Below are 25,976 nucleotides of genomic sequence, written 5' to 3'. Positions count from 1 at the left end.
AGGAATAGAAGAGATATTCATGCGGCGGTACGCAGCATCTCCATCCTGTGTGATTTTGTGGTCTGTTATGGTAAAATTTTAGTTACTTTATGAATGCACGCCATATCACGTATAGGAGGATTGCCGCCATGGCTATTCGCGTATCCGCTGTACAATATCATTTGCATACCATTTCCTCCTTCGCGGAGTTTGCCGCCCGGTGCGAGCACTATATAAAGACTGCCGGGGAGTACGGGGCTGAATTCATCCTGTTCCCCGAGTTTCTGACGACGCAGCTGATGTCTATAGGCAATGAACAGGGAGAAGCGCTCGGTATAGAGGATCTGCCGCAGTTCACAGAACGTTACCGGGAGATGTTCTCCGGATATGCCAGGAAATATGCTGTACATATTATCGGGGGCACTCATGTGCTGCGCCGGAACGGTAAGCTCTATAATGTAGCCCATCTATTTTATCCGGACGGAAGAATTGCCGAGCAGGCCAAGCTTCATATCACACCGGCTGAGGTAGACGGCTGGAATATGGGCGCGGGTGAAGGACTGGAGGTATTCCAGACAGACAGAGGAACCATTGCCATGCTAACCTGCTATGATATCGAATTTCCGGAGATTGTGCGCATGGCCCGGGCCAAAGGTGCGGATGTAATCTTCTGCCCTTCCTGTACAGATGACCGTCATGGCTTCCACCGGGTGAGGTATACCAGCCATGCCCGTGCCATTGAGAATCAGGTATACGTTGTACTGACAGGTACTGTGGGCTCGCTGCCTACCGTGGATCTGATGCGGGCCAATTTTGGGCAAGCGGCAGTCATTACACCTAATGATATTCCATTCCCTCCGCAGGGCCTGCTGGCCGAGGGTGAAATAGGCGGCGATATGATCATCACGGCCGATCTGGATTTGGAGCTGCTGTACCGCGTCCGTGAGCACGGATCTGTAACTACGTGGCGCGACCGCCGGACGGATCTGTACACGGACTGGACGTAAGGAGGAAGAAAGGGAATGTATTACAAGAGCTTTTACGCTTTTGACGGTAAAATGCCGGTGCCAGCGGTAATCCGCAGCTATACGGAAGCCGATTTCGCGGAACTGGTCACGATTCAGTCCGAAGCCTTTCCGCCGCCCTATCCTGCAGAGCTGTGGTGGAACCGGGAACAGCTGCTGAATCATGTAACGCTTTTCCCAGAAGGGGCACTATGTGCAGAGGTAGACGGAGAACTGGCCGGTTCGGTAACTGGACTCAAAATCCATTATGATCCGGAGACACCGGCCCTTCATCATACCTGGTCGGAAGTTACGGATGACGGATATCTCACTACGCATCAGCCGGACGGGAACACGCTATATATTGCCGATCTGTGTGTCCGCCCCAAATACCGCAAGCTTGGACTGGGTAAGGAGCTGGTACAGGCGTTGTATCATGCTGTAGTGGAGCAGAAGCTGGAACGGCTGCTGGGGGCCGGGCGGATGCCGGGCTATCACCTAATGGCCGCACGGATGCCGGCGGAAGCGTATCTGGCCGGAGTAGTGGCCGGTACCTGGTCTGATCCGGTCATTACTTTTCTGCTGCGCTGCGGGCGTGTACCGGTCGGCGTTGTAGCGGATTATCTGGAAGATGAGGAATCGGGAAATTACGCAGCGCTTATGGAATGGCGGAATCCTTTTCTATAAGCTTCTCTAAAAGTAACTACAACCGGTATTGGAGGAGAGCCCTTACTATGGAATATAGAAGAATTACAAATGTAACCGATCCTTTATTCAGACAAGTACATCAGCTGCTGTCCGAAGTATTTCCACCCGAGGAGGTGCTGGAATACAGCTTATGGAAGGAACCCTTGGAGGATCCCGGCATTCGTGTATTCGCCGCAGTGCATGAAGGTACAGTTGTCGGCACCACGGAATACCGTTACTATGCGGACTGGAATGTGGCGATGACCGATTTCACTATTATTGGCCGGGAGGGGCTGGGCGTAGGCCGCTTTCTGGCACAGCGCCGGCTGAAGGATCTGCGGAAGCTGGCGGCTGACAATGGCCGGGAGCTGTTCGGAATGTTCGCCGAGATTTATGATCCTTACCGGGTCGAGCATGACTTCGGGGGAATTAAGCCCATGGACCCGTTTGTGCGCCGCGAGGTGCTGTCGCATCTGGGGTATAAGCGGATCGATTACCCGTATGTTCATCCTTCCTGGCAGGGTGACGGGGAGGCGGTATCCGGTCTGGATCTATGTTTTATGCCCGGAAATGAAGAGCTGGAGGAGATCCGGGCGCCGCTCGTTGCTGATTTTTTGACCCGTTATTACGCAGTGCTGGAAGATAAGCCGGAGGCGTGGACCTCCATGGTGGAGCAGCTTAGAAGCAGAGAGCGCTTGGCGCTGCTGCCGCTGTAATTATTTTGCCGGCGAAAAAGCCATTGAACTACTCTTACGGATCAGGATATAGTGTACAATGGGAAAGCGAATATGGCCTTAATGAATATTAGTATGAATAAGTGAGGAACGTGTAATGACTGAAGGACAGCAAGGCAAATATGCCGTTAGCGTAACGCTGGAAAGCGTGCAGGGCAGTGAGCGGAATGTGGTGCAAAGCGTTGGGGAAGCCATTATGAAAGGGCAATTCCTGTATATCCGCTATGAAGAAACGCAGCCAGGCCCTCAGGGCGGTGAGGTTTCTGTGCGCAACACCCTGAAGATTTCGGACAGTGGAATCAAGCTAATCCGCCATGGCGGTGTCCAGTCGGAGCAATCCTTTGAGCCGGGCCAGCGTCTGCCGGGGTTCTACCGCTCGCCTTATACACAGTTTAATCTCATCACCGATACCCGGAAGCTCGATATCAAACGCGCCGGAAGGAAGCTTGCGGTTACATGGGAGTACGACTTGTACGTTTATGATGAGTTATCAGGACAGTTCGCTATAAGTTTGAATATACAGGAGGAACCACAATCATGACACAAAGTTTAAATCCGCTTCAGCTTGCCAATGAACGGGTGAAAGAGGCTATTGCCGAGGCTATCGTAGCTGCCGGTCTGGTGTCCCGGGAAGAGCTTCCGGCTATCGTGCTGGAAGTACCTAAAGACAAGGCACATGGAGATATGGCTACCAATGCCGCTATGCAGCTTACCAAAATGGCCAAACGCAATCCGCGGCAAATCGCTGAGGCCATTATCGAGCATCTGGATACCGGCAGCGCTTCTATTGAGAAGGCGGAAATTGCCGGTCCGGGGTTTATCAACTTCACGCTGTCCAAAAGCTATCTGTATCCTGTCATCGCACTCGTTGCCGAGCAGGGTGATGATTATGGCCGTGTAGAGATCGGTAAAGGGCAGAAGGTGGAAGTGGAATTTGTCAGCGCGAATCCTACAGGCAGCCTGCACTTAGGCCATGCCCGCGGAGCTGCTGTCGGGGATGCGCTCTGCAACGTGCTGGATTACGCCGGTTACAAGGTAACGCGCGAGTACTATATTAACGATGCCGGTAACCAGGTCGCCAATCTGTGTAAATCGATCGAGACCCGTTACCTGCAGGAGCTGGGCCAGCCGGCTGAGATGCCGGAGGACGGCTATCACGGCGAAGATATCAAAGGCTTCGCCAAAGAGCTTGTTGCCGAGAAGGGCGACTCCCTGCTTGCAATGACCCCGGGCGACCGCGCTGCGTTCTTCCGCACCTACGGTCTTGCCAAGGAACTGGACAAAATCAAACGCGACCTCAGCCGTTTCCGGGTTAACTTCGATATCTGGTTCAGCGAAACCTCCCTGTACGAGAACGGTGAAGTGCTGCGTTCGCTTGACGAGCTCCGGGAACGCGGTGAAGTGTATGAAGAAGAAGGCGCCACCTGGCTGCAGACCACCAAATACGGTGACGACAAAGACCGGGTGCTGATTAAGAATGACGGTACATACACGTACCTCACACCGGATATTGCCTACCATAGTGACAAGTACGGCCGCGGCTATGACAAAATGATCAACATCTGGGGAGCTGACCACCACGGCTACATCCCGCGGATGAAGGCTGCCATGTCGGCTCTGGGCAATGATCCCGAGAAGCTGGTCGTGCTGATTGCCCAAATGGTCAGCCTTTTCCAGAATGGCGAGAAGGTCAAAATGTCTAAGCGTACCGGCAAGGCCGTTACGATGGAAGACCTGATGGAAGAAGTTGGCCTGGACGCCATCCGTTACTTCTTCACGATGCGCAGTATGGATTCTCATCTGGACTTTGACATGGATCTGGCGATTTCGACATCGAATGAGAATCCGGTATTTTATGTTCAGTACGCACATGCGCGCATTTGCAGCATCTTCCGCCAGGCGGAAGAACAGGGCATTATGCTGCCGGATACTGGAAACATTGATTACAGCAAGCTGACCGCTGTTCATGAATACGACCTGCTCCGCAAAATCGGTGAGCTGCCGGCGGAAATTACGATTGCTGCCGAAGGTTATGCACCGCACCGCCTGGTCCGTTACGTGTATGATCTGGCTTCGCTGTTTCACAGCTACTACAAGGCAGAGCGTGTAATCACAGAGGACGCCGCTCAGACCGTAGCCCGTCTTGCCCTGCTGGGCGCGGCGCGGACGACGATTGCCAACGTCCTGCGTCTGGTTGGTGTTACCGCACCGGACCGGATGTAACCATAGCATGATGCAAAGCGCCGCCCCCGGTAACAGGGGCGGCGCTTTTTTAGCATGGGCTTGCTGGCTGAGGCGGCATCACCGCCGCATGCTAAGCCTTGGCCGCTGCTGCGGCTTTGGCGATGCTAGTGCTGTTGCCGCTGCGCCGTGCGCGGGCGCCTGCGCGCAGCAGGCGCAGCGCATCGGCCGCGCCGCCGCCCAGAGAGGCGCGGCGCTGGCCCTTGCGCAGCCGCACCGGTGCGGCTGTGCGGCGCAGGAGCAGCTTCAGCTCGCGGGGCGACAGCCCCGGCCGCAGCGCGAGCAGAAGGGCCGCGGCACCGGTGACATGCGATGTCGCCATAGAGGTGCCGCTCATTTCTTTATACCCCTCCCGCAGCCAGCAGGAGGGGATGCCCTCGCCCGGACCGTATACGTCGATATACGGTCCGCGGTTGCTGAAGGCGGCGACGCGCTGCCTTCTGTCAAGGGCGCCTACGGCAATAGTCTCCGGATAGCGCGCGGGGTAATCCCCGCCGCGCTTGCCGTCGTTGCCGCTGGAGGCGATGATGGCAATCCCGGCCCGGTAGGCCTTGATCACCACATCATGCAGGGCTTTGCTTCTGTTTTTCATCCCGAAGCTCATATTAATGATATCGATCTTGTTCTGCACGCACCAATCGATGCCCAGGACAATATCAGACACATAGGCGGAGCCGCTGTGGTCAAAAGCCTTGACCGGATAGATCAGCGCCCTGGGGGCTACGCCCATCATGCCGCGCGTTCCTCCGGCTGCAGCCAGGGTGCCGGCAATATGTGTGCCATGGCCATTGTCATCCAGCGGCATCATGCCGCGGTTCAGCAGATTGACCCCGGAAGCGAGGGAATGCTTCAGATCGGGATGGCGGAAGTCCACGCCCGTATCGATGACGCCGATTTTCACATGGACGCCCGTAGATTTAGACCAGGCCTGCGGGGCATGAATCGACTTGACCCCCCAGGGCATCATGGCAGAACCACTTTTATCCGGTGACAAGGAGTGAACCTGAATCCGGTGATCTTCTTCTATACATAAGGAATCAGCATAACGGTCCATCAGCTTCCCTGCTCCGGCGGCGGGCACGAAGAAAGCCCGGATAAGCGTAGATACCTGAACCTGCCGCAGCCCCGGCGTTTTGGTCTTAAGTGATTTCCACTGGGATAGCGCTGCGGCATACATGCGGGGATCATTGAAGGTCACAATACGCCGCTGGGCATTTGTGGGGGCAGCCTTAATCTCTTCAAGCAGCATCTGCCAAAATCCGTAATAATCCATAAGTTACGCCGTCCCCTCCTCGGTGCCGTGCTGCCATATAGTATGAAAAGAGGCAGACGTCCGAATGGGAACTTGCCCTTTTTTGGTGAAATGGGCTGCCCATCGTGTCAAAAGGCGGAGGAGTACATAAAATGAACAGAAGGGAACCGCAAGACCCCTTTGCAACATCCCGTAAGGAGCCGATCCTTGGCGCGGATACAGTCATGTGCGGAGGGTTTCCCTCCGCCTTTTTAAATTTAGGGGAATCTTTTGGGTTACATAGAAGTTGCGGATAATCAGCCCTACTGCGATTTCCCGCAGAAGCAGGTGTATTAGACTTGCAATTTGCCCGCAAATAGGTTTTACTTAGGTTTGTTAATGGATATCATGAATTAAGCATGATTTGTAATGTGAACAATGCGTGAGAGGAAGTGTCCTTTAGTGAGTACGCCACTCAATTTAAAGCTGGACCCTGAGAAAGTTAAAGAAATACCGATGGTCGACCTGGCTTTCCTGGTGCTCAAGGCAGCCAATACGCCTTACTACTACCGTGATCTGATGGTCGAGGTAGCCAAGCTGCGCGGGATGACCGATCAAGAGAGCCAAGATACTATTGCCCAGTTATATACCGAGATTAACATTGACGGGCGTTTTGCCTGTGTCGGAACCAACCTTTGGGGCCTGAAACGCTGGTACCCGCTGGAACGCTCCGATGATCCTGTCGGCAACACCAAACGCGTACGTATCATCAACGATGAGGACGACGATTTGGAAGATGACGACTTTGCTGAAGAAGAAGAGAATTACGCTGCGGAGGAAGAGGATTTCGATGCGATTGATGAAGATCGTGACGACCTCTATTCTGACGACGACAGCGAAGAGGAAGTTGACGAAGATGTTGTCATTGATGAAGATGACATTGACGAAGACGAAGCGGATGAGGAAGATTCCGAAGACGGCGATGAAGACGAAGCCGATGATGAGGAAGAGGACGATAAATTTTAGAATAGTCTTTCCGGCGGTGTAATTCGTCCCTTGACAGGGGCAGGACCGTCAGAGTAAACTATTGCATGGGCTTATAATGAAAGTTAATATGTTTTCTAAAATAAAAAGTGCCCCGGGTCTACGGGTGTCACTTTTTTGTTTTTTTAAAAGATAAGAATTAATCGGCTTCACGCAATAAACGCTCCTTATCTTTCTCGCTGAAACGGTACCGTCCTTTAAAAGGGACGGCAAATCCGTTTCTACTTGAATGCCAAAAAACTGCACTTTTGCTGGCTTTAGGTTTTGGCGGGTGGAAGCAACTTATGGGTTCCCCGGTTTGATGATGGAAAAAAGGGTTACGATAAACAACAAGCGTCCCCTGAATTTCTGGACTTTATTTAGGAGGGTTTTACAGTGACAAAGTATATTTTTGTAACGGGTGGCGTTGTGTCTTCCCTTGGCAAAGGCATCACCGCCGCTTCGCTGGGCAGGCTGCTCAAGAACAGAGGTCTGAAAGTAACGATCCAGAAATTCGATCCTTACATTAACGTAGACCCTGGAACTATGAGTCCTTATCAGCACGGGGAAGTGTTTGTAACCGATGATGGTGCGGAGACTGACCTGGACCTTGGGCATTATGAACGGTTTATTGATATCAATTTGTCGAAGAACAGCAACGTAACCACAGGTAAAATTTATTCCTCGGTTATCAGCAAAGAGCGCCGCGGGGAGTATTTGGGCGGCACCGTTCAGGTTATCCCGCACATTACGAATGAAATCAAGGAACGGGTATTCCGCGCGGGCCGTGAGACCGGTTCGGATGTGGTCATTACGGAGATTGGCGGTACTGTAGGGGACATCGAGAGCTTGCCGTTCATGGAAGCGATCCGCCAGATCAAGAGTGACATCGGCCGTGAGAATGTAATGTACATTCATGTTACCCTGATTCCTTACATCAAGGCTGCAGGCGAAGTGAAGACGAAGCCGACACAGCATAGTGTAAAAGAGCTGCGCAGCATCGGAATTCAGCCGAATGTGATCGTGTGCCGTACGGAGTATCCTTTGACTGATGATATGAAGGCCAAGCTTGCTTTGTTCTGTGACATTGATGCGAATGCCGTGGTGGAATGCCGCGACGCATCAACCCTGTATGAAGTTCCGCTTAATTTGCGCGATGAAGGCTTGGATGAGATTGTAGTCAACCACCTGAAGCTGACTACTCCTGCACCGGATATGCGTGAATGGGAGAGTATGCTGGAGCGGATCCAGAAGCTGGAACGCACCGTTGAAATTGCCATTGTCGGTAAGTACGTAGCGCTTCATGATGCTTATTTAAGTGTTGTAGAGTCACTCTCACATGCCGGATTTGCCTCCAATGCCGAAGTGAAACTCCGGTGGGTGGATGCAGAGCTGGTTACGGATGAGAATGTGGACGAGCTGCTGGGCGGCATCGGCGGCATTCTGGTTCCGGGGGGCTTCGGTGACCGCGGGATCGAAGGCAAGATTTCGGCTATCCGCTATGCGCGTGAGCAGTCTATTCCGTTCTTCGGGATCTGCCTGGGTATGCAGGTGTCTGTGATTGAGTACGGCCGTTCTGTGCTCGGAATGACAGGTGCGAACAGCTCCGAGATCGATCCGGCTACCGCGTACCCGCTGATCGACCTCTTGCCTGAACAGAAGGATATTGAGGATATGGGCGGCACCATGCGCCTTGGACTGTATCCTTGTAAGCTTTCCCCTGGTTCACTGGCAATGTCCTGCTATGATGATGAACTGGTCTATGAACGTCACCGTCACCGGTATGAGTTCAATAACGCTTACCGCGATGAGATGGAGAAGGCAGGTCTGGTCTTTTCCGGAACCTCCCCTGACGGACGTCTGGTTGAGATTGTTGAGCTGCCGGGTCACCCATGGTTCCTGTCCGTGCAATTCCATCCGGAATTCACTTCACGTCCGAACCGTCCGCAGCCGCTGTTCCGTGAATTTGTCAAAGCTTCGCTTACCCATTCCGAACAGCTGTAATAAATATCTTCAAGGCCTTCCGGGCCTGCTGGAGCCTCCTAACGGGGGCTTTCTTTATTGAAGACAAAGGAAATATACATTTTACACTTCACTTTATTCTTATATTTCTCTTGGTATTAGTTCTCATTTATGATATCTCCCAAATTACAAGGGGACTGTACTACCGATTTTTAACTGGGAATACACCTTTATATGGCATAGATTTACGCATTTTAACCAATTAGCAGGATTTTGGCTACAAAGCACGAATAATAGGTTTCGTATAGACTAAGTTGAAGCGGGGCCGTTAGCTGTGAGAGGGCGCGGTATAGACAATCTGCCTTAAATTCTGGGAGGGTATCGTATGGAAAAAAAGAAAGTACTAATTGTCGATGATCAGAATGGAATCCGGATTCTCCTCATGGAAGTGTTTAATAGTGAAGGTTATGCCACCTTTCAGGCAGCTAACGGAAAATTGGCACTGGAGATCGTCAAGAACGAATCGCCGGATATGGTTCTGCTCGATATGAAAATCCCGGGGATGGACGGACTGGAGATCCTCAAGCATTTGAAGGAGCTGAACCCGGCGATTAAAGTCATTATGATGACGGCTTACGGAGAACTGGACATGATCAAGGAAGCGACCAAGCTGGGAGCCCTGATGCATTTCACCAAGCCGTTTGATATCGATGAGATGCGGGTTGCCGTTAATATGCATCTGTACAATAAGTCGGTTGATCAATGCAGCTAGCTTAGAAATGTACAGTTTGGGTAAGTCCTGTTACGGATACGCTAATGAGGGAAAGTCGCACAGGAATATGGGCTGGCTGAATATCGTCCCACCGGGACATTTTTTTGTGTATCCTATTTAGTATTTGACACAGGATGTGCTATAATAGGCCTGTATGTGATGTCGGCTTATATAAGCAACTCAAACATTTTAGGAGGATTGAAACCATGCCATTAGTATCTATGACAGACATGTTAACCAAAGCACTTGAAGGAAAATATGCAGTTGGCCAGTTCAACATCAATAACCTGGAGTGGACTCAAGCGATTCTTGGTGCAGCAGAAGAAGAGAAATCACCAGTAATCCTTGGCGTATCCGAAGGTGCAGCTCGTCACATGGGCGGCTTCTACACTGTAGTTAAGATGGTTGAAGGTCTTATTCATGACATGAAGATCACTGTTCCAGTTGCTATCCACCTGGACCACGGTTCAAGCTTTGACAAATGTAAGGATGCAATCGATGCCGGATTTACTTCCGTAATGATCGACGGCTCCCACCACCCAATCGATGAGAACATTGAAATGACCAAGAAGGTCGTTGAATATGCTCATGCTAAAGGTGTTTCTGTAGAAGCTGAAGTTGGTACTGTAGGCGGACAGGAAGATGACGTTATCGGCGGCATCCAATACGCTGACCTTAACGAATGCGTACGCATTGTTAAAGAAACCGGCATCGACACTTTGGCTCCGGCACTGGGTTCCGTACATGGTCCTTACCTGGGCGAACCGAACCTTGGATTCAAGGAAATGGAAGAAATTCGTGATGCGGTTAACCTTCCGCTCGTACTTCATGGCGGTACTGGTATTCCTGTACATGACATTCAGAAGTCCATCTCCCTGGGTACTTCCAAGATCAACGTAAACACTGAGAACCAAATCGCGTTTGCCAAAGTAGTCCGCGAAGTTCTGGCTGCTAAACCGGATGCTTACGATCCGCGTACATTCATCGCACCAGGTCGCGAAGCCATCAAACAAACCGTTATTGGCAAAATCCGTGAATTCGGATCCAGCAACAAAGCGTAATTTAACTCTGCCGCGTAACGGGACAGGTTATTTTCTGCTGTTCCGCATGCATATCTTTATCAGAAGAGTGCACCGCATAGCCGGTGTCTTTCCGGTAAAGCCATTTCAGATTTCCTCAGAAACGGGTGCCGTCCTTAAGTTAGGGCGGCGCAGCCGTTTCTTCTTCTAATCACCATGCCACCACAAGCCACAGCTGGTATTGCCAGAACAAGCCGCAATACACGTAGGGGGAACCAGATAAATTTATGGAAAAATTAATGATTGGCGGCGGACGTCCGCTAGAGGGCGTTGTAACCATCAGTGGAGCAAAGAATAGCGCAATTGCGCTTATTCCAGCGGCGATTTTGGCGGAATCTGAAGTTGTGCTGGATAACCTGCCTGCTCTTAGTGATGTGGCCGTTTACTCCGAAATTCTGGAGGAGCTGGGCGCGAGTGTATCGTGGACCGGCAGCCAGATGAGAATTAATCCCTCCCGTATCGTATCCATTCCCATGCCTAACGGACCGGTCAAGAAACTCCGGGCTTCTTATTATATGATGGGTGCGCTTCTCGGCAGATTTAAAGAGGCGACGATTGGTCTTCCCGGCGGCTGTAATTTTGAGCCGCGTCCGATTGACCAGCATATCAAAGGCTTTGAGGCGCTTGGTGCGACTGTAACCAACGATCATGGCTCTATTCACTTGTATGCCAAAGAACTGCGTGGTGCCAAGATTTATCTGGATGTATCCAGCGTTGGAGCCACAATAAATATTATGCTGGCGGCCTCACGTGCCAAAGGCTCTACAATTATTGAAAATGCGGCTAAAGAGCCTGAGATTATAGATGTAGCTACCCTATTAAACTCTATGGGCGCAGTTATTAAAGGCGCCGGTACAGAAACGATCCGGATTGAAGGCGTAACTGAAATGCATGGTTGCCGCCATTCCATCATTCCAGACCGAATTCAAGCGGGAACATATATGATTGCCGCTGCGGCAACGCGTGGCAATGTGCTGATAGATAACGTGATTCCCAAGCATCTGGAGGCGCTGACTGCCAAGCTGCTGGAGATGGGAGTAGATATAGAAGAGCTGGATGAGAGTATCCGGGTCATCGGCAGATCCAAATATCAGCATGCTGATGTCAAAGCGTTGATATACCCCGGCTTCGCCACCGATTTGCAATCTCCGATGACAAGTATGCTAACTCAAGCGGAAGGCGTTAGTGTCTTGAGCGATTTCGTATACAGCAACCGGTTCAAGCATGTCCCTGAATTAGTCCGTATGGGCGCCAAGATTCGCGTTGAAGGGCGTTCTGCAATTATTGAGGGCGGCAAGCTCAATGCCGCGAAGGTGAAGGCTGCCGATTTACGGGCAGGGGCGGCTCTGGTCATTGCCGGACTGACCGTTGAGGAAGGGATCACCGAAGTGACAGGCGTGGAGTATATAGACCGCGGTTATGATAACCTCGTAAGCAACCTGCGCAATCTAGGTGCCGAAGTCTGGCGCGAGAACGAATAAGTATGTGCCCGGAACGAGAGGAAGGAGCGAAATTTGCCTACAAACTGCATATCTCCTTCCAATTCGGGTAATCCTATCCTAATAAGCGTTTTCATAGACTCATATTTTGCCCGGCAGAGAACGCCGGAAGAACTCATTATAAAAATTGAATAGGTGGTTATTACACATGGATCTTCAAATTTCCGATCTGGAAGAAATGAAGCTGACCGATCTGTATAAGCTGGCTAAGAAATACCAGATTCCTTATTACGGAACGCTCAAGAAGCGGGAGCTGATCTTCGCGATTCTCCGGGCGCAGGCTGAGCAGAGCGGTCTTATGTTTATGGAAGGCGTGCTAGAGATCCTGCCGGAAGGCTACGGTTTCCTTAGACCGATTAACTACTTGCCGAGTGCGGAGGATATTTATATCTCTGCTTCGCAGATCCGTAAGTTTGATCTTAGAAGCGGCGACCTTGTATCCGGGAAATGCCGGACACCCAAAGAGAATGAACGTTATTTCGGATTGCTTCAAGTCAATGCCGTCAATGGTGAGAATCCTGCAACTGCAGCTGAACGATTACATTTTCCGGCGCTTACACCTCTATATCCGCAAGTCAAGCTGCCGCTTGAAACCTCCTCTGCCCATTTATCTACCCGTATAATGGATTTGCTTGCTCCTGTAGGTTTAGGACAGCGCGGTTTGATTGTAGCACCTCCCAAAGCAGGAAAGACGCTCCTCCTGAAAGAAATTGCCAACAGTATCTCCATTAATAATCCCGAGATTGCACTGTTCGTCCTGCTGATTGATGAACGCCCTGAGGAAGTAACGGATATGCAGCGTTCTGTTAAAGGGGAGGTAGTCGCCTCAACATTTGATGAACTGCCGGAGAACCATATCAAAGTGGCTGAGCTTGTGTTACAGCGGGCGCTTCGTCTGGTCGAGCACAAGAAAGATGTCGTTATTCTGCTGGACAGCATTACCCGGCTGGCCCGTGCCTACAATCTCGTGGTTCCGCCATCCGGCCGGACACTGAGCGGAGGGATTGATCCCGCAGCCTTCCATCGCCCTAAGCGCTTCTTCGGTTCCGCGCGGAACGTAGAAGAAGGAGGAAGCCTGACCATACTGGCAACAGCGCTGATTGATACCGGATCACGCATGGACGATATTATTTACGAAGAATTCAAAGGCACAGGGAACATGGAGCTTCACCTGGACCGCAAGCTGGCCGAACGCCGTATCTTCCCGGCCATCGATATCCGCCGTTCGGGTACACGCCGCGAGGAAGTATTGCTTAGCAAGGAAGAACTGGATACCATCTGGTCAATCCGTAAAAATATGAATGAATCCTACGACTTTGTAGAAGGATTCCTGAAGAAACTGCGTGACACCAAGACGAATGCTGAGTTCCTGGCCTCTTTTGATGTAGCCGGCAACAAGGATTCCTCGTCAGCAAACAGTACCGCCAGCAAAGGCGGAACATCGAACAGCGGTTCGTCAGCCCGACGTACCACGCGGCCTAAGACACCTTCTGTGCCTACAACCTGAGAATTGATAACAAGAGGAGACTAACATGTATTTGGTATATGCCGACGGGCAAGGAAACGTATATGATCATCCCGAGCTGTACGGACTGGCCCGCAGCGGGGATATGATTGTTGAGATACTGGAGGAAGAATTGATCCCGCTGCCTGAAGGCGCTACTCTGGTAGGGCTGCCTAATACGCGGGCAATCGGGATGGATCCCGGGACAGGTGAAATGCTGCCGTTGCCTTTAGGCTCACAGGCTGTTGGAGCGCTATTGCCGCAGGGCTTTACCCGTCTGTGCCTTCCCGGCTATGTCAAGACAGATAAGACGTATAAGCTTCCACTCTTCGGTTATTCCGCTGTAGTATGGAAGGATGGCGGATTCTACGTAGCGGCGGATCCTACAGATGATACGGATCAGTGGAATCCTTTGAATTGTGACCGCGGGGATGTAGAGATTGGCGTCAGTGATTTGACCGCAAAGTACCCGGAGAACCGTCTCTATAATCATCTGTCCAACTGCGCACTGGAATACGAGTGCCTGACCTCGTCCAATACCTTCTTGGGCCGCTGGGAGGGTGCCGTTCCAGTGTCCTACTCGTGCAATGCCGGCTGCTTTGGTTGTATCTCCGAACAGCCGGATGACAGCGGATTTGTATCGCCGCAGACGCGGATGAACTTCCGGCCTACAGTGAGTGAAGTTTCACAAGTCATGCTGGAGCACCTTAAGACGCCGGAGTCGATTGTAAGCTTTGGGCAGGGCTGTGAAGGCGAACCTTCTACCCAGGCGAAGATAATCATTGAGTCCATCCGTGAAGTACGCTCTATTACAGATATGGGTTATATCAATATCAATACGAACGCAGGATTAAGCGATCATATCCGCGGCATTGTGGATGCTGGTCTTGACCTTATGCGGGTCAGCACAATCAGTGCGCTGGATGATCACTATAATGCATACTACAAGCCGCGCGGCTATACGCTGGCTAATGTAGAGAAGTCCCTGAAATATGCAGCTTCACAGGGTGTATATACTTCCATTAACTATCTGATTTTTCCGGGTGTCACGGACCGCGAGGAAGAGATTGAGGCGATGGTTGAGTTCGTCAGACGTACAGACATTAAGCTAATTCAGATGCGGAATCTTAATATTGACCCGGAGAGCTATCTGGAGCTGATTCCTCCGGCTCAAGGTGAGATTCTCGGAATGAAGACGATGCTGGAGATCTTCCGCGAGGAGCTTCCGGATGTTGTGATCGGCTCCTTCACCCATGTTCCGCCTGCCGAACTGGCCCGTGCGAAGCAGCGCAGAGTGCACCAATAACCGCAGGATTGAGTCTTCCCAAACCTCTTGCAGCGCCCTGGGCTTCCATGCTAGAATGTAGCTTGCGTAATCATATAACTCTAAGTCCGCATGAGGCTTAGGGCGTGAGAGGTGAATATTCAAATGCAAACAGCAATTCAACCCAAGTACAATGTAACTAAGGTAACCTGTGCCTGCGGCAACTCCTTTGAAGCTGGCTCTGCCAAGGAAGAGCTGCGCGTCGAAATTTGCTCCAGCTGCCATCCTTTCTTCACCGGCAAGCAGAAGTTCCTGGATGCCGGCGGCCGCGTGGATAAGTTTAAGAAGAAATACGGCATCTAATTGGTTTTCCATTTTAATGTTAGTTGATTTTTGCCCGGCTGTAAGCTATACTTATCTTCGCCGTGCTAGACGGGGAGGTAGCGGTGCCCTGTAACTCGCAATCCGCTGTAGCGAGGTTGAATTCCTGTTAGAGGTGCTGTCGATGTGAGGCCTTGGTTCCTATGGGCTGTGTTGACGGTTGGGTCCTCCGCAATGAGTGCTTATGAACCTGGTCAGGTCCGGAAGGAAGCAGCCATAAGTGAGTTTACTCTTGTGCCGGAGGGTGGCCTAGCCCGAGCAGTTTTGTAGGGTTGCCGCTTGGATCGCAGTCATCAATAACGGGTGCACGGTTTAAATACTATTATGTAGCGTCTTTGCCACAAGCGAAGATGCTTTTTGTTTTTTGAAAGATAAGAAATATATGCTTTATCATACTTTATATCCTAATACTTCCCACTGATGCGGTTACCTGAGAGCGATACGTAGTATCGCTGTATCGGAAGCATAGTCCTCGTTAGAGGATGGCGAAAGCGCTTCTGCTTGGTCAAAGACTGGGGAATATAGTATAATAAATTAGCGACAAATGCCGGAAAGCGGCAGCCTGAGAGAGGGTAATGCATAGTGGAACATATCGCGCTGTACCGTGCTTGGCGGCCGCAGTCGTTTCAGGATATGGTAGGGCAGCAGCATATTATCCAGACGCTGCAGAATGCGATCCGTGAACAGCGGGTATCGCATGCGTATCTGTTCAGCGGCCCGCGGGGGACCGGTAAGACGAGCGCGGCCAAGGTGCTGGCCAAAGCGGTCAATTGCGAGCGGGGCCCGGGTCCGGAGCCGTGCAATGAATGTCCGTCTTGTCTGCGGATCACAGCGGGCAACGTAATGGATGTCCAGGAGATTGATGCGGCCTCCAACCGGGGTGTTGAAGAGATTCGCGATCTGCGGGATAAGGTGAAATATGCACCTACCGAAGTACGCCGTAAAGTGTATATTATTGATGAGGTGCATATGCTGACAACAGAAGCATTCAATGCCCTGCTTAAGACGCTGGAAGAACCGCCGCCGCATGTCATGTTTATTCTTGCTACGACAGAGCCGCACAAACTGCCGGCTACGATCATTTCACGCTGCCAGCGGTTTGACTTCCGCCGGGTTTCTCTGGAGGAGCAGACTGGCCGGCTGAGAGAGATATGCCAGAAGGAAGGCATTACGGCAGATGCGGACGCACTCCAGTACATCGCCCGTCTGTCCGACGGAGGGATGCGTGATGCGCTGAGCATACTTGATCAGATCTCGTCTTTCACAGACGGGAATGTGACGTATCAGCAGGTGCTGGGCATGACCGGAGGAATTCCATCCGAACAGTTTGCCCGTCTGGCTACAGCCATTTTGGAGAGTGATATGGGGCTGCTGCTGGAGCTTGTCGAGCAGTTGATGCACGAGGGCAAAAGTGCCGACAAATGTCTGGAGAATCTTTTGTATTATTTCCGTGATTTACTTATGATCAAGATGGTGCCGGGGGCAGACCAGTTGACCGACCGTGTACTGAATCCGGCGGAATTCCGTGATATGGCAGCAGCCTTTACCCGTGACCGGCTATTCCTGATTGTGGAGACCCTAAGCCGATATCTGGGTGAGATGAAATATGCCACTCATCCGCAGACTTTATTTGAAGTAGCGCTGATGAAGCTGTGCAGTACCCAGCAGGAGGCTCCTTCAGCGGGTGCCCCGTCCTTGAGTGCTGTATCGCCGGAAGCGGGAAGAAGTTCTTCACCAGTGGATTCGGGGGAACTGGATGTACTCAAACGGCAGATTGCCGCGCTGGAGAAGAAGCTTGAGCAGGCAATCCAATCCGGAGGTGTGGCCGGCGGGCGTGAGCAGGCTGCCCCGCAGAGAGCGGCCGCCCCACCAAGCGCTCCAAGAGTATCCTCTGCAGGCAAGCTTCCGCCGCAGCTCGATAAGTTCATTGCGGGTAAAGACAGCGCTGACTTTGGCAATGTGTATAAGCAGTGGAGCCAGGTTCTGCAGGGCGTGAAGGAAGAGAAAGTAACTGTGCATGCGTGGTTTGTAGATGGAGAGCCAGTGGCAGTTATGGAAGATGCAGTGCTGGTCGCCTTCAAGAATACAATTCACCGGGATACGACTGAGAAGCCGGCCAACCGCCAGGTCATCGAGAACGTGATGTCTGCTAAGCTGGGTAAGCCATATCGGCTGGTGACGATGCTGCTGCGTGACTGGAATGAGGCTGCAACCAAGTCGGCTTCCAAGGCCAGTACAGAAGAACTGCATCTGGAGCATGAGCACGAGACTATAGAAGCCAAACCCGAACCATGGATTGACGAGGCGATCCAGCTCTTTGGAGAAGACCTTGTTGTCATAAAGGAATAGAGCCTCAAGCATACTAGCGCAGATAACGCGCATCCCAAAGGAGAGACGATGTATGAATAATATGAACCAAATGATGAAGCAGGTTAAAAAAATGCAGGAGCAGATGCTCAAAGCCCAGGAAGAACTAGGCGGTAAGACCATTGAAGGCTCATCCGGCGGCGGCGTGGTTACCGTTCAGGTGAACGGCCACAAAAAACTGCTGTCTATTCAGATTAAACCGGAGGTTGTTGATCCGGAAGATATCGAAATGCTGCAGGATCTGGTGATCACTGCTGTTAATGATGCTCTTACCCAGGCTGAAGAGTTGGCTAACAACGATATGGGTAAATTCACCGGCGGAATGAAGATCCCTGGCTTATTCTAGGCTTACTCCACTCCCGACCAAAGGAGAACCATTACTTTGTATTATCCAGAACCGCTAGCCAAGCTGATAGAAGCTTTTACACGTTTACCCGGGATTGGCCCGAAGACAGCGGCCCGGCTGGCCTTTCATGTGCTTAACATGAAGGAGGATGAGGTGATTGATTTCGCCAAAGCTCTGGTCAGTGTCAAACGGAACCTTCATTATTGCTCGGTCTGCTGTAATATTACCGATACTGACCCGTGCAGGATCTGTCAGGACAAAACCCGCGATGCCTCGGTAATCTGTGTGGTTCAGGACTCCAAGGATCTGGTAGCCATAGAGAGAACCAAAGAGTTTGACGGTTACTATCATGTGCTGCAGGGCGCCATCTCGCCTATGGAGGGCATCGGACCTGATGATATACGGCTGAAGGAGCTGCTGACCAGACTCAGTGATGAGCGGGTGAAGGAGCTGATTATGGCGACCAATCCCAACATTGAGGGCGAGGCCACGGCTATGTATATCTCCCGTCTAGTCCGTCCGTTCGAGATCAAGATCACGAGAATCGCCCATGGCTTGCCTGTAGGCGGCGATCTTGAGTATGCGGATGAGGTAACCCTGTCGAAGGCGCTGGAAGGCCGTCGTGAGCTGTTCTGAGTGTTCTGACATTGAATTGTATTTGAAGAGGCCCTTGGGGGCCTCTTTTTTATTAGGTATAGACTCCAGGAGGACGGCCAGCATTCAACAAAAGAGCACTGACTCATGGTTCTAAGTTTGTCCCTATTCCGATATGTATGAGATTAACGGGTGTGCGGCCCCGGCTGCGCCAGTAATCAATCATAGGAGGGGATTGCAATGGGATGGTGGAACACGAAATGGCTGGGCAGAGATGCAGAAGGGGCGAATAATGCCCATATAGAAGATGAGTGGGGTACGGTGTACCATGAGGTCCGCAAAGCGCAGTCGGAGTGGGAACGGGCATATCTGATGTTTGATGAGGCGCTGGGTCAGGACCAGATTGATTATGCCATCTATATACTTGAGGCGGCCGAGCGTAAATACCAGATTCATCTTAAGCATGCCAAGAGACTGGGGCTGAACCGGAGCCGGCTGCCGATGTAACCGGAATAACTATTGAGGAGGATCACAATGCTAAGAACTGTTGCAATGGGTGTGCTGATTCTGTCGGGGCTCCTGCTAATTCTAATTGTATTCAGAAAAAAATTGGGGTGGGCCTGGATAAGCGTATTCGGAACTCATCTTATTCTGGCGGCAATCGGCATCTATATTGTTAACTTCTCCGGTATTCTAACGAATGTACACATCCCGCTGAATCCCACAACCATAGGCGCAGTAACGATTCTTGGGCTGCCCGGGGTACTAATGCTGCTGGGTTTAAAATTAACTTTGTTTTAGTGGTTGACGAGGGTTGTTGATTTATGATACATTAAGTCTCGGCCCTTTGAGCAAGATGTTCTCGGATAACTTGCTGAAAGCTGAAGCGAAAAAAGAAATTAAAAAAACGCTTGACTGAAACAAAGGTGCTGTGATATATTATAAAGGTCGCTGCTGAAACAAACATCGGCGACGAAAGATGAGACATTGATCTTTGAAAACTGAACAACGAGTGAGTGGGAAATCACGAAAGTGACTTCCAAAATAGAGAATGAAAATTCTCGTCAGATGTTTCAAAATGAGCAATCGCTCTTTCTAAAACCAATTTGGAGAGTTTGATCCTGGCTCAGGACGAACGCTGGCGGCATGCCTAATACATGCAAGTCGAGCGGAGTTCATTTGAAAGCTTGCTTTCAAATGAATTTAGCGGCGGACGGGTGAGTAACACGTAGGCAACCTGCCCTCAAGACTGGGATAACTACCGGAAACGGTAGCTAATACCGGATAATTTCTTTCCTCTCCTGAAGAGAGAATGAAAGGCGGAGCAATCTGCCACTTGGGGATGGGCCTGCGGCGCATTAGCTAGTTGGTGGGGTAACGGCTCACCAAGGCGACGATGCGTAGCCGACCTGAGAGGGTGAACGGCCACACTGGGACTGAGACACGGCCCAGACTCCTACGGGAGGCAGCAGTAGGGAATCTTCCGCAATGGGCGAAAGCCTGACGGAGCAATGCCGCGTGAGTGATGAAGGTTTTCGGATCGTAAAGCTCTGTTGCCAGGGAAGAACGTCCGGTAGAGTAACTGCTACCGGAGTGACGGTACCTGAGAAGAAAGCCCCGGCTAACTACGTGCCAGCAGCCGCGGTAATACGTAGGGGGCAAGCGTTGTCCGGAATTATTGGGCGTAAAGCGCGCGCAGGCGGTCATTTAAGTCTGGTGTTTAAACCTTGGGCTCAACCTGGGGTCGCACTGGAAACTGGGTGACTTGAGTACAGAAGAGGAAAGTGGAATTCCACGTGTAGCGGTGAAATGCGTAGATATGTGGAGGAACACCAGTGGCGAAGGCGACTTTCTGGGCTGTAACTGACGCTGAGGCGCGAAAGCGTGGGGAGCAAACAGGATTAGATACCCTGGTAGTCCACGCCGTAAACGATGAGTGCTAGGTGTTAGGGGTTTCGATACCCTTGGTGCCGAAGTTAACACAGTAAGCACTCCGCCTGGGGAGTACGGTCGCAAGACTGAAACTCAAAGGAATTGACGGGGACCCGCACAAGCAGTGGAGTATGTGGTTTAATTCGAAGCAACGCGAAGAACCTTACCAGGTCTTGACATCCCGATGAAAGCATTAGAGATAGTGCCCCTCTTCGGAGCATCGGAGACAGGTGGTGCATGGTTGTCGTCAGCTCGTGTCGTGAGATGTTGGGTTAAGTCCCGCAACGAGCGCAACCCTTGACTTTAGTTGCCAGCAGGTAAGGCTGGGCACTCTAGAGTGACTGCCGGTGACAAACCGGAGGAAGGTGGGGATGACGTCAAATCATCATGCCCCTTATGACCTGGGCTACACACGTACTACAATGGCCGGTACAACGGGAAGCGAAACCGCGAGGTGGAGCCAATCCCAGCAAAGCCGGTCTCAGTTCGGATTGCAGGCTGCAACTCGCCTGCATGAAGTCGGAATTGCTAGTAATCGCGGATCAGCATGCCGCGGTGAATACGTTCCCGGGTCTTGTACACACCGCCCGTCACACCACGAGAGTTTACAACACCCGAAGTCGGTGGGGTAACCCGCAAGGGAGCCAGCCGCCGAAGGTGGGGTAGATGATTGGGGTGAAGTCGTAACAAGGTAGCCGTATCGGAAGGTGCGGCTGGATCACCTCCTTTCTATGGAGAATCGTTTCCTGCAACGGAAACATTCAAATCGGAAGCTAAAGCTTCCACAACGAACCTTAGGGTTCAAACACTCACTCGTGTTCAGTTTTGAAAGAGCAAGTCTCTTTCGTATGCGTTTGGTGGCGATAGCGGAGGGGTTCCACACGTACCCATCCCGAACACGACCGTTAAGCCCTCCAGCGCCGATGGTACTTGGACCGAAGGGTCCTGGGAGAGTAGGACGCCGCCAAGCGAACAATCAATTTATTGGTTGATTCACAATGTTATCTGTTATATGGGCTTTTAGCTCAGTTGGTTAGAGCGCACCTCTGATAAGGGTGAGGTCGGTGGTTCGAGTCCACCAAGGCCCACCATATAACATTTAGAATTGAATACCTTTATGGGGCCATAGCTCAGCTGGGAGAGCGCCTGCCTTGCAAGCAGGAGGTCAGCGGTTCGATCCCGCTTGGCTCCACCAATACTTCTTTACAAGATTATATGCACATTGTCTGTTATTCCGAACATCACAGTCGTGATTGTCCCGAAATTTCAGCACCTTGATCCTTGAAAACTGGATACCGAAACGAATTTGCGTTTTAGAACATCTTTTAGCTGAAACTTGTGTAAGCAAGTTGAAATAGTTATTAGTCATGCTGAGCGATGGTTTTGGATTATGAGCGACTTTTGGCTTTAAACAGACTAGCGGACGGATTCATCCGGAAGCGCTGTTTAAAACAAGATGAGCGAATGAGCCAATACCGGAGCGATTGGTTAAGCTAATAAGAGCACACGGAGGATGCCTAGGCGCCAGGAGCCGACGAAGGACGTGGCGAACAACGAAACTGCCTCGGGGAGCTGTAAGCAAGCTTTGATCCGGGGGTGTCCGAATGGGGAAACCCAGCTGTGGTAATTCGCAGTTACTCGTATCTGAATACATAGGATACGCAGAGGCAGACCAGGGGAACTGAAACATCTAAGTACCCTGAGGAAGAGAAAACAATAGTGATTCCGTCAGTAGCGGCGAGCGAACGCGGAACAGCCTAAACCAAGGGGCTTGCCTCTTGGGGTTGTGGGACGTCTCACATGGAGTTACAAAGGAATATGGTAGGTGAAGAGGTCTGGAAAGGCCCGCGATAGAGGTAAAAGCCCTGTAGCCTAAACTGTGTTCTCTCCGAGACGGATCCCGAGTAGTGCGGGGCACGTGAAACCCCGTATGAATCCAGCAGGACCATCTGCTAAGGCTAAATACTACCTGGCGACCGATAGTGAAACAGTACCGTGAGGGAAAGGTGAAAAGCACCCCGGAAGGGGAGTGAAATAGAACCTGAAACCGTGTGCTTACAAAAAGTCAGAGCCCTATTACTGGGTGATGGCGTGCCTTTTGTAGAATGAACCGGCGAGTTACGTTTAACATGCAAGGTTAAGTCGAGAAGACGGAGCCGCAGCGAAAGCGAGTCTGAATAGGGCGAATGAGTATGTGGACGTAGACCCGAAACCGTGTGATCTACCCCTGTCCAGGGTGAAGGTGCGGTAACACGCACTGGAGGCCCGAACCCACGCATGTTGAAAAATGCGGGGATGAGGTGGGGGTAGCGGAGAAATTCCAATCGAACTCGGAGATAGCTGGTTCTCCCCGAAATAGCTTTAGGGCTAGCCTCGGTGAATGGAGTGGTGGAGGTAGAGCACTGATTGGGTGCGGGGCCCGCAAGGGTTACCAAGCTCAGTCAAACTCCGAATGCCATTAACTTCTTGCCGGGAGTCAGACAGTGAGTGCTAAGATCCATTGTCAAAAGGGAAACAGCCCAGACCATCAGCTAAGGTCCCCAAGTGTGTGTTAAGTGGGAAAGGATGTGGAGTTGCACAGACAACCAGGATGTTGGCTTAGAAGCAGCCACCATTGAAAGAGTGCGTAATAGCTCACTGGTCGAGTGACTCTGCGCCGAAAATGTAACGGGGCTAAACACACCACCGAAGCTATGGCTAGATACTTTGTATCTGGGGTAGGGGAGCGTTGTATGTAGGTTGAAGGTGTACCGTAAGGAGCGCTGGACAGCATACAAGTGAGAATGCCGGTATGAGTAACGAAAAGATCAGTGAGAATCTGATCCGCCGAAAGCCCAAGGTTTCCTGAGGAAGGCTCGTCCGCTCAGGGTAAGTCGGGACCTAAGGCGAGGCCGAAAGGCGTAGTCGAAGGACAACAGTTTGAAATTACTGTACCACCGTAATCCGCTATGAGCGATGGGGTGACGCAGGAGGGTAGTGACGCGGACTGATGGATGTGTCCGTCTAAGCAGTGAGGCTGATGTGTAGGCAAATCCGCACATCAATAAGGCTGGGCTGTGATGGGGAGCGAAAATTGTAGTAGCGAAGGTCATGATCTCACACTGCCAAGAAAAGCCTCTAGCCAGGAGAAGGTGCCCGTACCGCAAACCGACACAGGTAGGCGAGAAGAGAATTCTAAGGCGCGCGGAAGAACTCTCGTTAAGGAACTCGGCAAAATGACCTCGTAACTTCGGGAGAAGAGGTGCCTCGGTAGGGTGAATAGCCCGAGGGGGCCGCAGTGAAAAGGCCCAAGCGACTGTTTAGCAAAAACACAGGTCTGTGCGAAGCCGCAAGGCGAAGTATACGGGCTGACGCCTGCCCGGTGCTGGAAGGTTAAGGGGAGTGGTTAGGGGCAACCCGAAGCTGTGAACCGAAGCCCCAGTAAACGGCGGCCGTAACTATAACGGTCCTAAGGTAGCGAAATTCCTTGTCAGGTAAATTCTGACCCGCACGAATGGCGTAACGACTTGGGCGCTGTCTCAACGAGAGATCCGGTGAAATTTTAATACCTGTGAAGATGCAGGTTACCCGCGACAAGACGGAAAGACCCCATGGAGCTTTACTGCAGCTTGATATTGAATTTGGGTACGATCTGTACAGGATAGGTGGGAGCCGTTGAGGCAGGAGCGCAAGCTTCTGCGGAGGCGCCGTTGGGATACCACCCTGATCGTATCTAGGTTCTAACCTAGTACCCTAAGCGGGTACGGGGACCGTGTCAGGCGGGCAGTTTGACTGGGGCGGTCGCCTCCTAAAGAGTAACGGAGGCGTTCAAAGGTTCCCTCAGAATGGTTGGAAATCATTCGCAGAGTGCAAAGGCATAAGGGAGCTTGACTGCGAGACCTACAAGTCGAGCAGGGACGAAAGTCGGACTTAGTGATCCGGTGGTACCGCATGGAAGGGCCATCGCTCAACGGATAAAAGCTACCCTGGGGATAACAGGCTTATCTCCCCCAAGAGTCCACATCGACGGGGAGGTTTGGCACCTCGATGTCGGCTCATCGCATCCTGGGGCTGAAGTAGGTCCCAAGGGTTGGGCTGTTCGCCCATTAAAGCGGTACGCGAGCTGGGTTCAGAACGTCGTGAGACAGTTCGGTCCCTATCTGTCGTGGGCGCAGGAAATTTGAGAGGAGCTGTCCTTAGTACGAGAGGACCGGGATGGACGTACCGCTGGTGCATCAGTTGTTCCGCCAGGAGCATGGCTGAGTAGCTACGTACGGACGGGATAAGCGCTGAAAGCATCTAAGCGTGAAGCCCCCCTCAAGATGAGATTTCCCAACTAGTAAGACCCCTTGAAGACGACGAGGTAGATAGGTTGGAGGTGGAAGTGCAGCAATGCACGGAGCTGACCAATACTAATCGGTCGAGGGCTTATCCAAATTTCTTAGAGCGCAGATTCGTTTCGGATTCAGTTTTCAGGAATTAATTTCCTGTGCGGATTTACATGGCTACCATTTATTTGGAGAGATACCCAAGTGGCTATAAGGGGACCCTCTGCTAAGGGGTTAGACTGCGTAAGCGGTGCGAGGGTTCGAATCCCTCTCTCTCCGCCATTATAAATCCAATACTTGTAGTGTGGCGGCGTAGCTCAGCTGGCTAGAGCGTACGGTTCATACCCGTGAGGTCGGGGGTTCGATCCCCTCTGCCGCTACCATACATACCCGGAGGCTTAGCTCAGCTGGGAGAGCATCTGCCTTACAAGCAGAGGGTCGGGGGTTCGAACCCCTCAGCCTCCACCATTTTTAAATTTTAGATCCGCCTTACACCGTGCCGGTGTAGCTCAACTGGTAGAGCAACTGACTTGTAATCAGTAGGTTGGGGGTTCAAGTCCTCTCGCCGGCACCATTTTTACAACAAATTGTGGAACCGTGGTGTAGTTGGCCTAACATGCCTGCCTGTCACGCAGGAGATCGCGGGTTCGAATCCCGTCGGTTCCGCCATTTTTTTTGTTTTAAGGCTTATTTTATGGCTCGGTAGCTCAGTCGGTAGAGCAAAGGACTGAAAATCCTTGTGTCGGGGGTTCGATTCCCTCCCGCGCCACCATTATGGAGGCTTAGCGAAGTGGCCAAACGCATCAGACTGTAAATCTGCTCACGTACGTGTTCGGTGGTTCGAATCCATCAGCCTCCATCCCTTTTTATGAGCCATTAGCTCAGTTGGTAGAGCACCTGACTTTTAATCAGGGTGTCGAAGGTTCGAGTCCTTCATGGCTCATCCTAATTCAGAAGCCATCACTTTCATGTGATGGCTTTTTTATGTTTTCAGGAGGTCTGAATAATAAAAAGTATATAAATTACCCGGAAGTCGTTTAAAATAGCTCCCCTCGTTTAATTATAAGTCT

19 protein-coding genes, 10 tRNA genes, 3 rRNA genes and 1 other RNA gene are annotated in these 25,976 nt (G+C 51.5%); 32 read left to right on the top strand and 1 reads right to left on the bottom strand.

Annotated elements, in window-relative coordinates; all coding sequences use genetic code 11:
- Positions 1-128 precede the first annotated feature (128 nt).
- The 5 genes from MKZ24_RS04130 (at position 129) to argS (ending at position 4,627) form a co-directional block, all read left to right on the top strand.
- Complete coding sequence (locus MKZ24_RS04130; RefSeq protein WP_042231512.1) at positions 129-986, top strand: carbon-nitrogen hydrolase family protein; 858 nt, start codon at positions 129-131, stop codon at positions 984-986.
- Between the two features lie 15 nt (positions 987-1,001).
- Positions 1,002-1,670, top strand: a complete 669-nt coding sequence (locus MKZ24_RS04125; protein WP_042231516.1) for a GNAT family N-acetyltransferase — start codon at positions 1,002-1,004, stop codon at positions 1,668-1,670.
- Positions 1,671-1,717: 47 nt separating this feature from the next.
- On the top strand, positions 1,718-2,386 hold the full coding sequence (locus MKZ24_RS04120) for a GNAT family N-acetyltransferase (protein WP_340781404.1): 669 nt from the start codon (positions 1,718-1,720) through the stop codon (positions 2,384-2,386).
- Positions 2,387-2,501: 115 nt separating this feature from the next.
- Positions 2,502-2,945: a DUF1934 domain-containing protein gene (locus MKZ24_RS04115; protein WP_042231520.1), complete on the top strand. Its 444-nt coding sequence runs from the start codon at positions 2,502-2,504 to the stop codon at positions 2,943-2,945.
- On the top strand, positions 2,942-4,627 hold the full coding sequence (gene argS / locus MKZ24_RS04110) for an arginine--tRNA ligase (protein WP_340781402.1): 1,686 nt from the start codon (positions 2,942-2,944) through the stop codon (positions 4,625-4,627). The genes MKZ24_RS04115 and argS overlap by 4 nt, the downstream gene beginning before the upstream one ends.
- Positions 4,628-4,718: 91 nt before the next feature.
- Here argS and MKZ24_RS04105 read toward each other — a convergent pair whose 3' ends face one another.
- The gene (locus MKZ24_RS04105; protein ID WP_340781401.1) at positions 4,719-5,918 is read right to left on the bottom strand and encodes a S8 family peptidase; all 1,200 of its coding nucleotides are present in this window, start codon (positions 5,916-5,918) and stop codon (positions 4,719-4,721) included.
- Positions 5,919-6,338: 420 nt separating this feature from the next.
- Here MKZ24_RS04105 and rpoE point away from each other — a divergent pair, with 420 nt between their 5' ends.
- From rpoE to MKZ24_RS03970, 27 genes are all read left to right on the top strand, one after another.
- Entirely contained in the window at positions 6,339-6,902 is a 564-nt protein-coding gene (rpoE, locus tag MKZ24_RS04100) for a DNA-directed RNA polymerase subunit delta (RefSeq protein WP_042231529.1), read from the top strand.
- Between the two features lie 393 nt (positions 6,903-7,295).
- Complete coding sequence (locus MKZ24_RS04095) at positions 7,296-8,903, top strand: CTP synthase (protein WP_042231532.1); 1,608 nt, start codon at positions 7,296-7,298, stop codon at positions 8,901-8,903.
- Positions 8,904-9,246: 343 nt separating this feature from the next.
- Positions 9,247-9,633 carry a response regulator gene (locus MKZ24_RS04090; RefSeq protein ID WP_039309632.1) on the top strand — a complete coding sequence of 129 codons (387 nt, stop codon included), beginning with the start codon at positions 9,247-9,249 and terminating at the stop codon, positions 9,631-9,633.
- A 206-nt stretch (positions 9,634-9,839) separates the two neighbouring features.
- Positions 9,840-10,694, top strand: a complete 855-nt coding sequence (fba, locus tag MKZ24_RS04085) for a class II fructose-1,6-bisphosphate aldolase (protein WP_039309634.1) — start codon at positions 9,840-9,842, stop codon at positions 10,692-10,694.
- Positions 10,695-10,939: 245 nt separating this feature from the next.
- A complete protein-coding gene (locus MKZ24_RS04080; protein ID WP_042231533.1) occupies positions 10,940-12,193 on the top strand; it encodes a UDP-N-acetylglucosamine 1-carboxyvinyltransferase in 1,254 nt (417 codons plus the stop codon).
- Positions 12,194-12,359: 166 nt separating this feature from the next.
- Positions 12,360-13,718, top strand: a complete 1,359-nt coding sequence (rho, locus tag MKZ24_RS04075; RefSeq protein WP_042231535.1) for a transcription termination factor Rho — start codon at positions 12,360-12,362, stop codon at positions 13,716-13,718.
- Positions 13,719-13,743: 25 nt separating this feature from the next.
- Positions 13,744-15,021 (top strand): radical SAM protein, encoded by a 1,278-nt coding sequence (locus MKZ24_RS04070; protein ID WP_042231536.1) that lies wholly within the window; start codon positions 13,744-13,746, stop codon positions 15,019-15,021.
- Positions 15,022-15,144: 123 nt separating this feature from the next.
- Positions 15,145-15,342, top strand: a complete 198-nt coding sequence (gene rpmE, locus MKZ24_RS04065) for a 50S ribosomal protein L31 (protein ID WP_039309646.1) — start codon at positions 15,145-15,147, stop codon at positions 15,340-15,342.
- Positions 15,343-15,402: 60 nt separating this feature from the next.
- Positions 15,403-15,671: signal recognition particle sRNA large type (gene ffs, locus MKZ24_RS04060), an RNA gene on the top strand.
- A gap of 271 nt (positions 15,672-15,942) precedes the next feature.
- Complete coding sequence (gene dnaX / locus MKZ24_RS04055; RefSeq protein WP_042231539.1) at positions 15,943-17,709, top strand: DNA polymerase III subunit gamma/tau; 1,767 nt, start codon at positions 15,943-15,945, stop codon at positions 17,707-17,709.
- A 52-nt stretch (positions 17,710-17,761) separates the two neighbouring features.
- The gene (locus MKZ24_RS04050; RefSeq protein ID WP_039309650.1) at positions 17,762-18,073 is read left to right on the top strand and encodes a YbaB/EbfC family nucleoid-associated protein; all 312 of its coding nucleotides are present in this window, start codon (positions 17,762-17,764) and stop codon (positions 18,071-18,073) included.
- A 36-nt stretch (positions 18,074-18,109) separates the two neighbouring features.
- Positions 18,110-18,709 (top strand): recombination mediator RecR, encoded by a 600-nt coding sequence (gene recR / locus MKZ24_RS04045; protein WP_036698882.1) that lies wholly within the window; start codon positions 18,110-18,112, stop codon positions 18,707-18,709.
- A 198-nt stretch (positions 18,710-18,907) separates the two neighbouring features.
- The gene (locus MKZ24_RS04040; protein ID WP_052415842.1) at positions 18,908-19,174 is read left to right on the top strand and encodes a DUF2508 family protein; all 267 of its coding nucleotides are present in this window, start codon (positions 18,908-18,910) and stop codon (positions 19,172-19,174) included.
- Positions 19,175-19,201: 27 nt separating this feature from the next.
- Positions 19,202-19,468, top strand: a complete 267-nt coding sequence (locus MKZ24_RS04035) for a pro-sigmaK processing inhibitor BofA family protein (RefSeq protein WP_042231541.1) — start codon at positions 19,202-19,204, stop codon at positions 19,466-19,468.
- Positions 19,469-19,770: 302 nt separating this feature from the next.
- Positions 19,771-21,328 (top strand): 16S ribosomal RNA (locus MKZ24_RS04030).
- Between the two features lie 124 nt (positions 21,329-21,452).
- Positions 21,453-21,569 (top strand): 5S ribosomal RNA (gene rrf, locus MKZ24_RS04025).
- A 44-nt stretch (positions 21,570-21,613) separates the two neighbouring features.
- Positions 21,614-21,690, top strand: a tRNA-Ile gene (locus MKZ24_RS04020).
- 28 nt (positions 21,691-21,718) lie between these two features.
- Positions 21,719-21,794: transfer RNA gene (locus MKZ24_RS04015), tRNA-Ala, on the top strand.
- A 291-nt stretch (positions 21,795-22,085) separates the two neighbouring features.
- Positions 22,086-25,014: ribosomal RNA gene (locus tag MKZ24_RS04010) — 23S ribosomal RNA — on the top strand.
- The 16S, 23S and 5S rRNA genes sit together here with 10 tRNA genes alongside, the layout of an rRNA operon.
- An 82-nt stretch (positions 25,015-25,096) precedes the next feature.
- Positions 25,097-25,188, top strand: a tRNA-Ser gene (locus MKZ24_RS04005).
- A gap of 24 nt (positions 25,189-25,212) precedes the next feature.
- Positions 25,213-25,289 (top strand) — tRNA-Met (locus MKZ24_RS04000).
- Between the two features lie 9 nt (positions 25,290-25,298).
- Positions 25,299-25,374 (top strand) — tRNA-Val (locus MKZ24_RS03995).
- 30 nt (positions 25,375-25,404) lie between these two features.
- A tRNA-Thr gene (locus tag MKZ24_RS03990) sits at positions 25,405-25,480 on the top strand.
- 17 nt (positions 25,481-25,497) lie between these two features.
- A tRNA-Asp gene (locus MKZ24_RS03985) sits at positions 25,498-25,575 on the top strand.
- Positions 25,576-25,602: 27 nt separating this feature from the next.
- A tRNA-Phe gene (locus MKZ24_RS03980) sits at positions 25,603-25,678 on the top strand.
- A 4-nt stretch (positions 25,679-25,682) separates the two neighbouring features.
- Positions 25,683-25,765, top strand: a tRNA-Tyr gene (locus MKZ24_RS03975).
- 11 nt (positions 25,766-25,776) lie between these two features.
- A tRNA-Lys gene (locus tag MKZ24_RS03970) sits at positions 25,777-25,849 on the top strand.
- Positions 25,850-25,976 lie beyond the last annotated feature (127 nt).

Origin of the sequence: Paenibacillus sp. FSL R7-0297, from assembly GCF_038009025.1 — a bacterium.
Classification (GTDB): domain Bacteria; phylum Bacillota; class Bacilli; order Paenibacillales; family Paenibacillaceae; genus Paenibacillus_AQ.
This window is presented reverse-complemented; position numbering and strand designations above follow the sequence as displayed.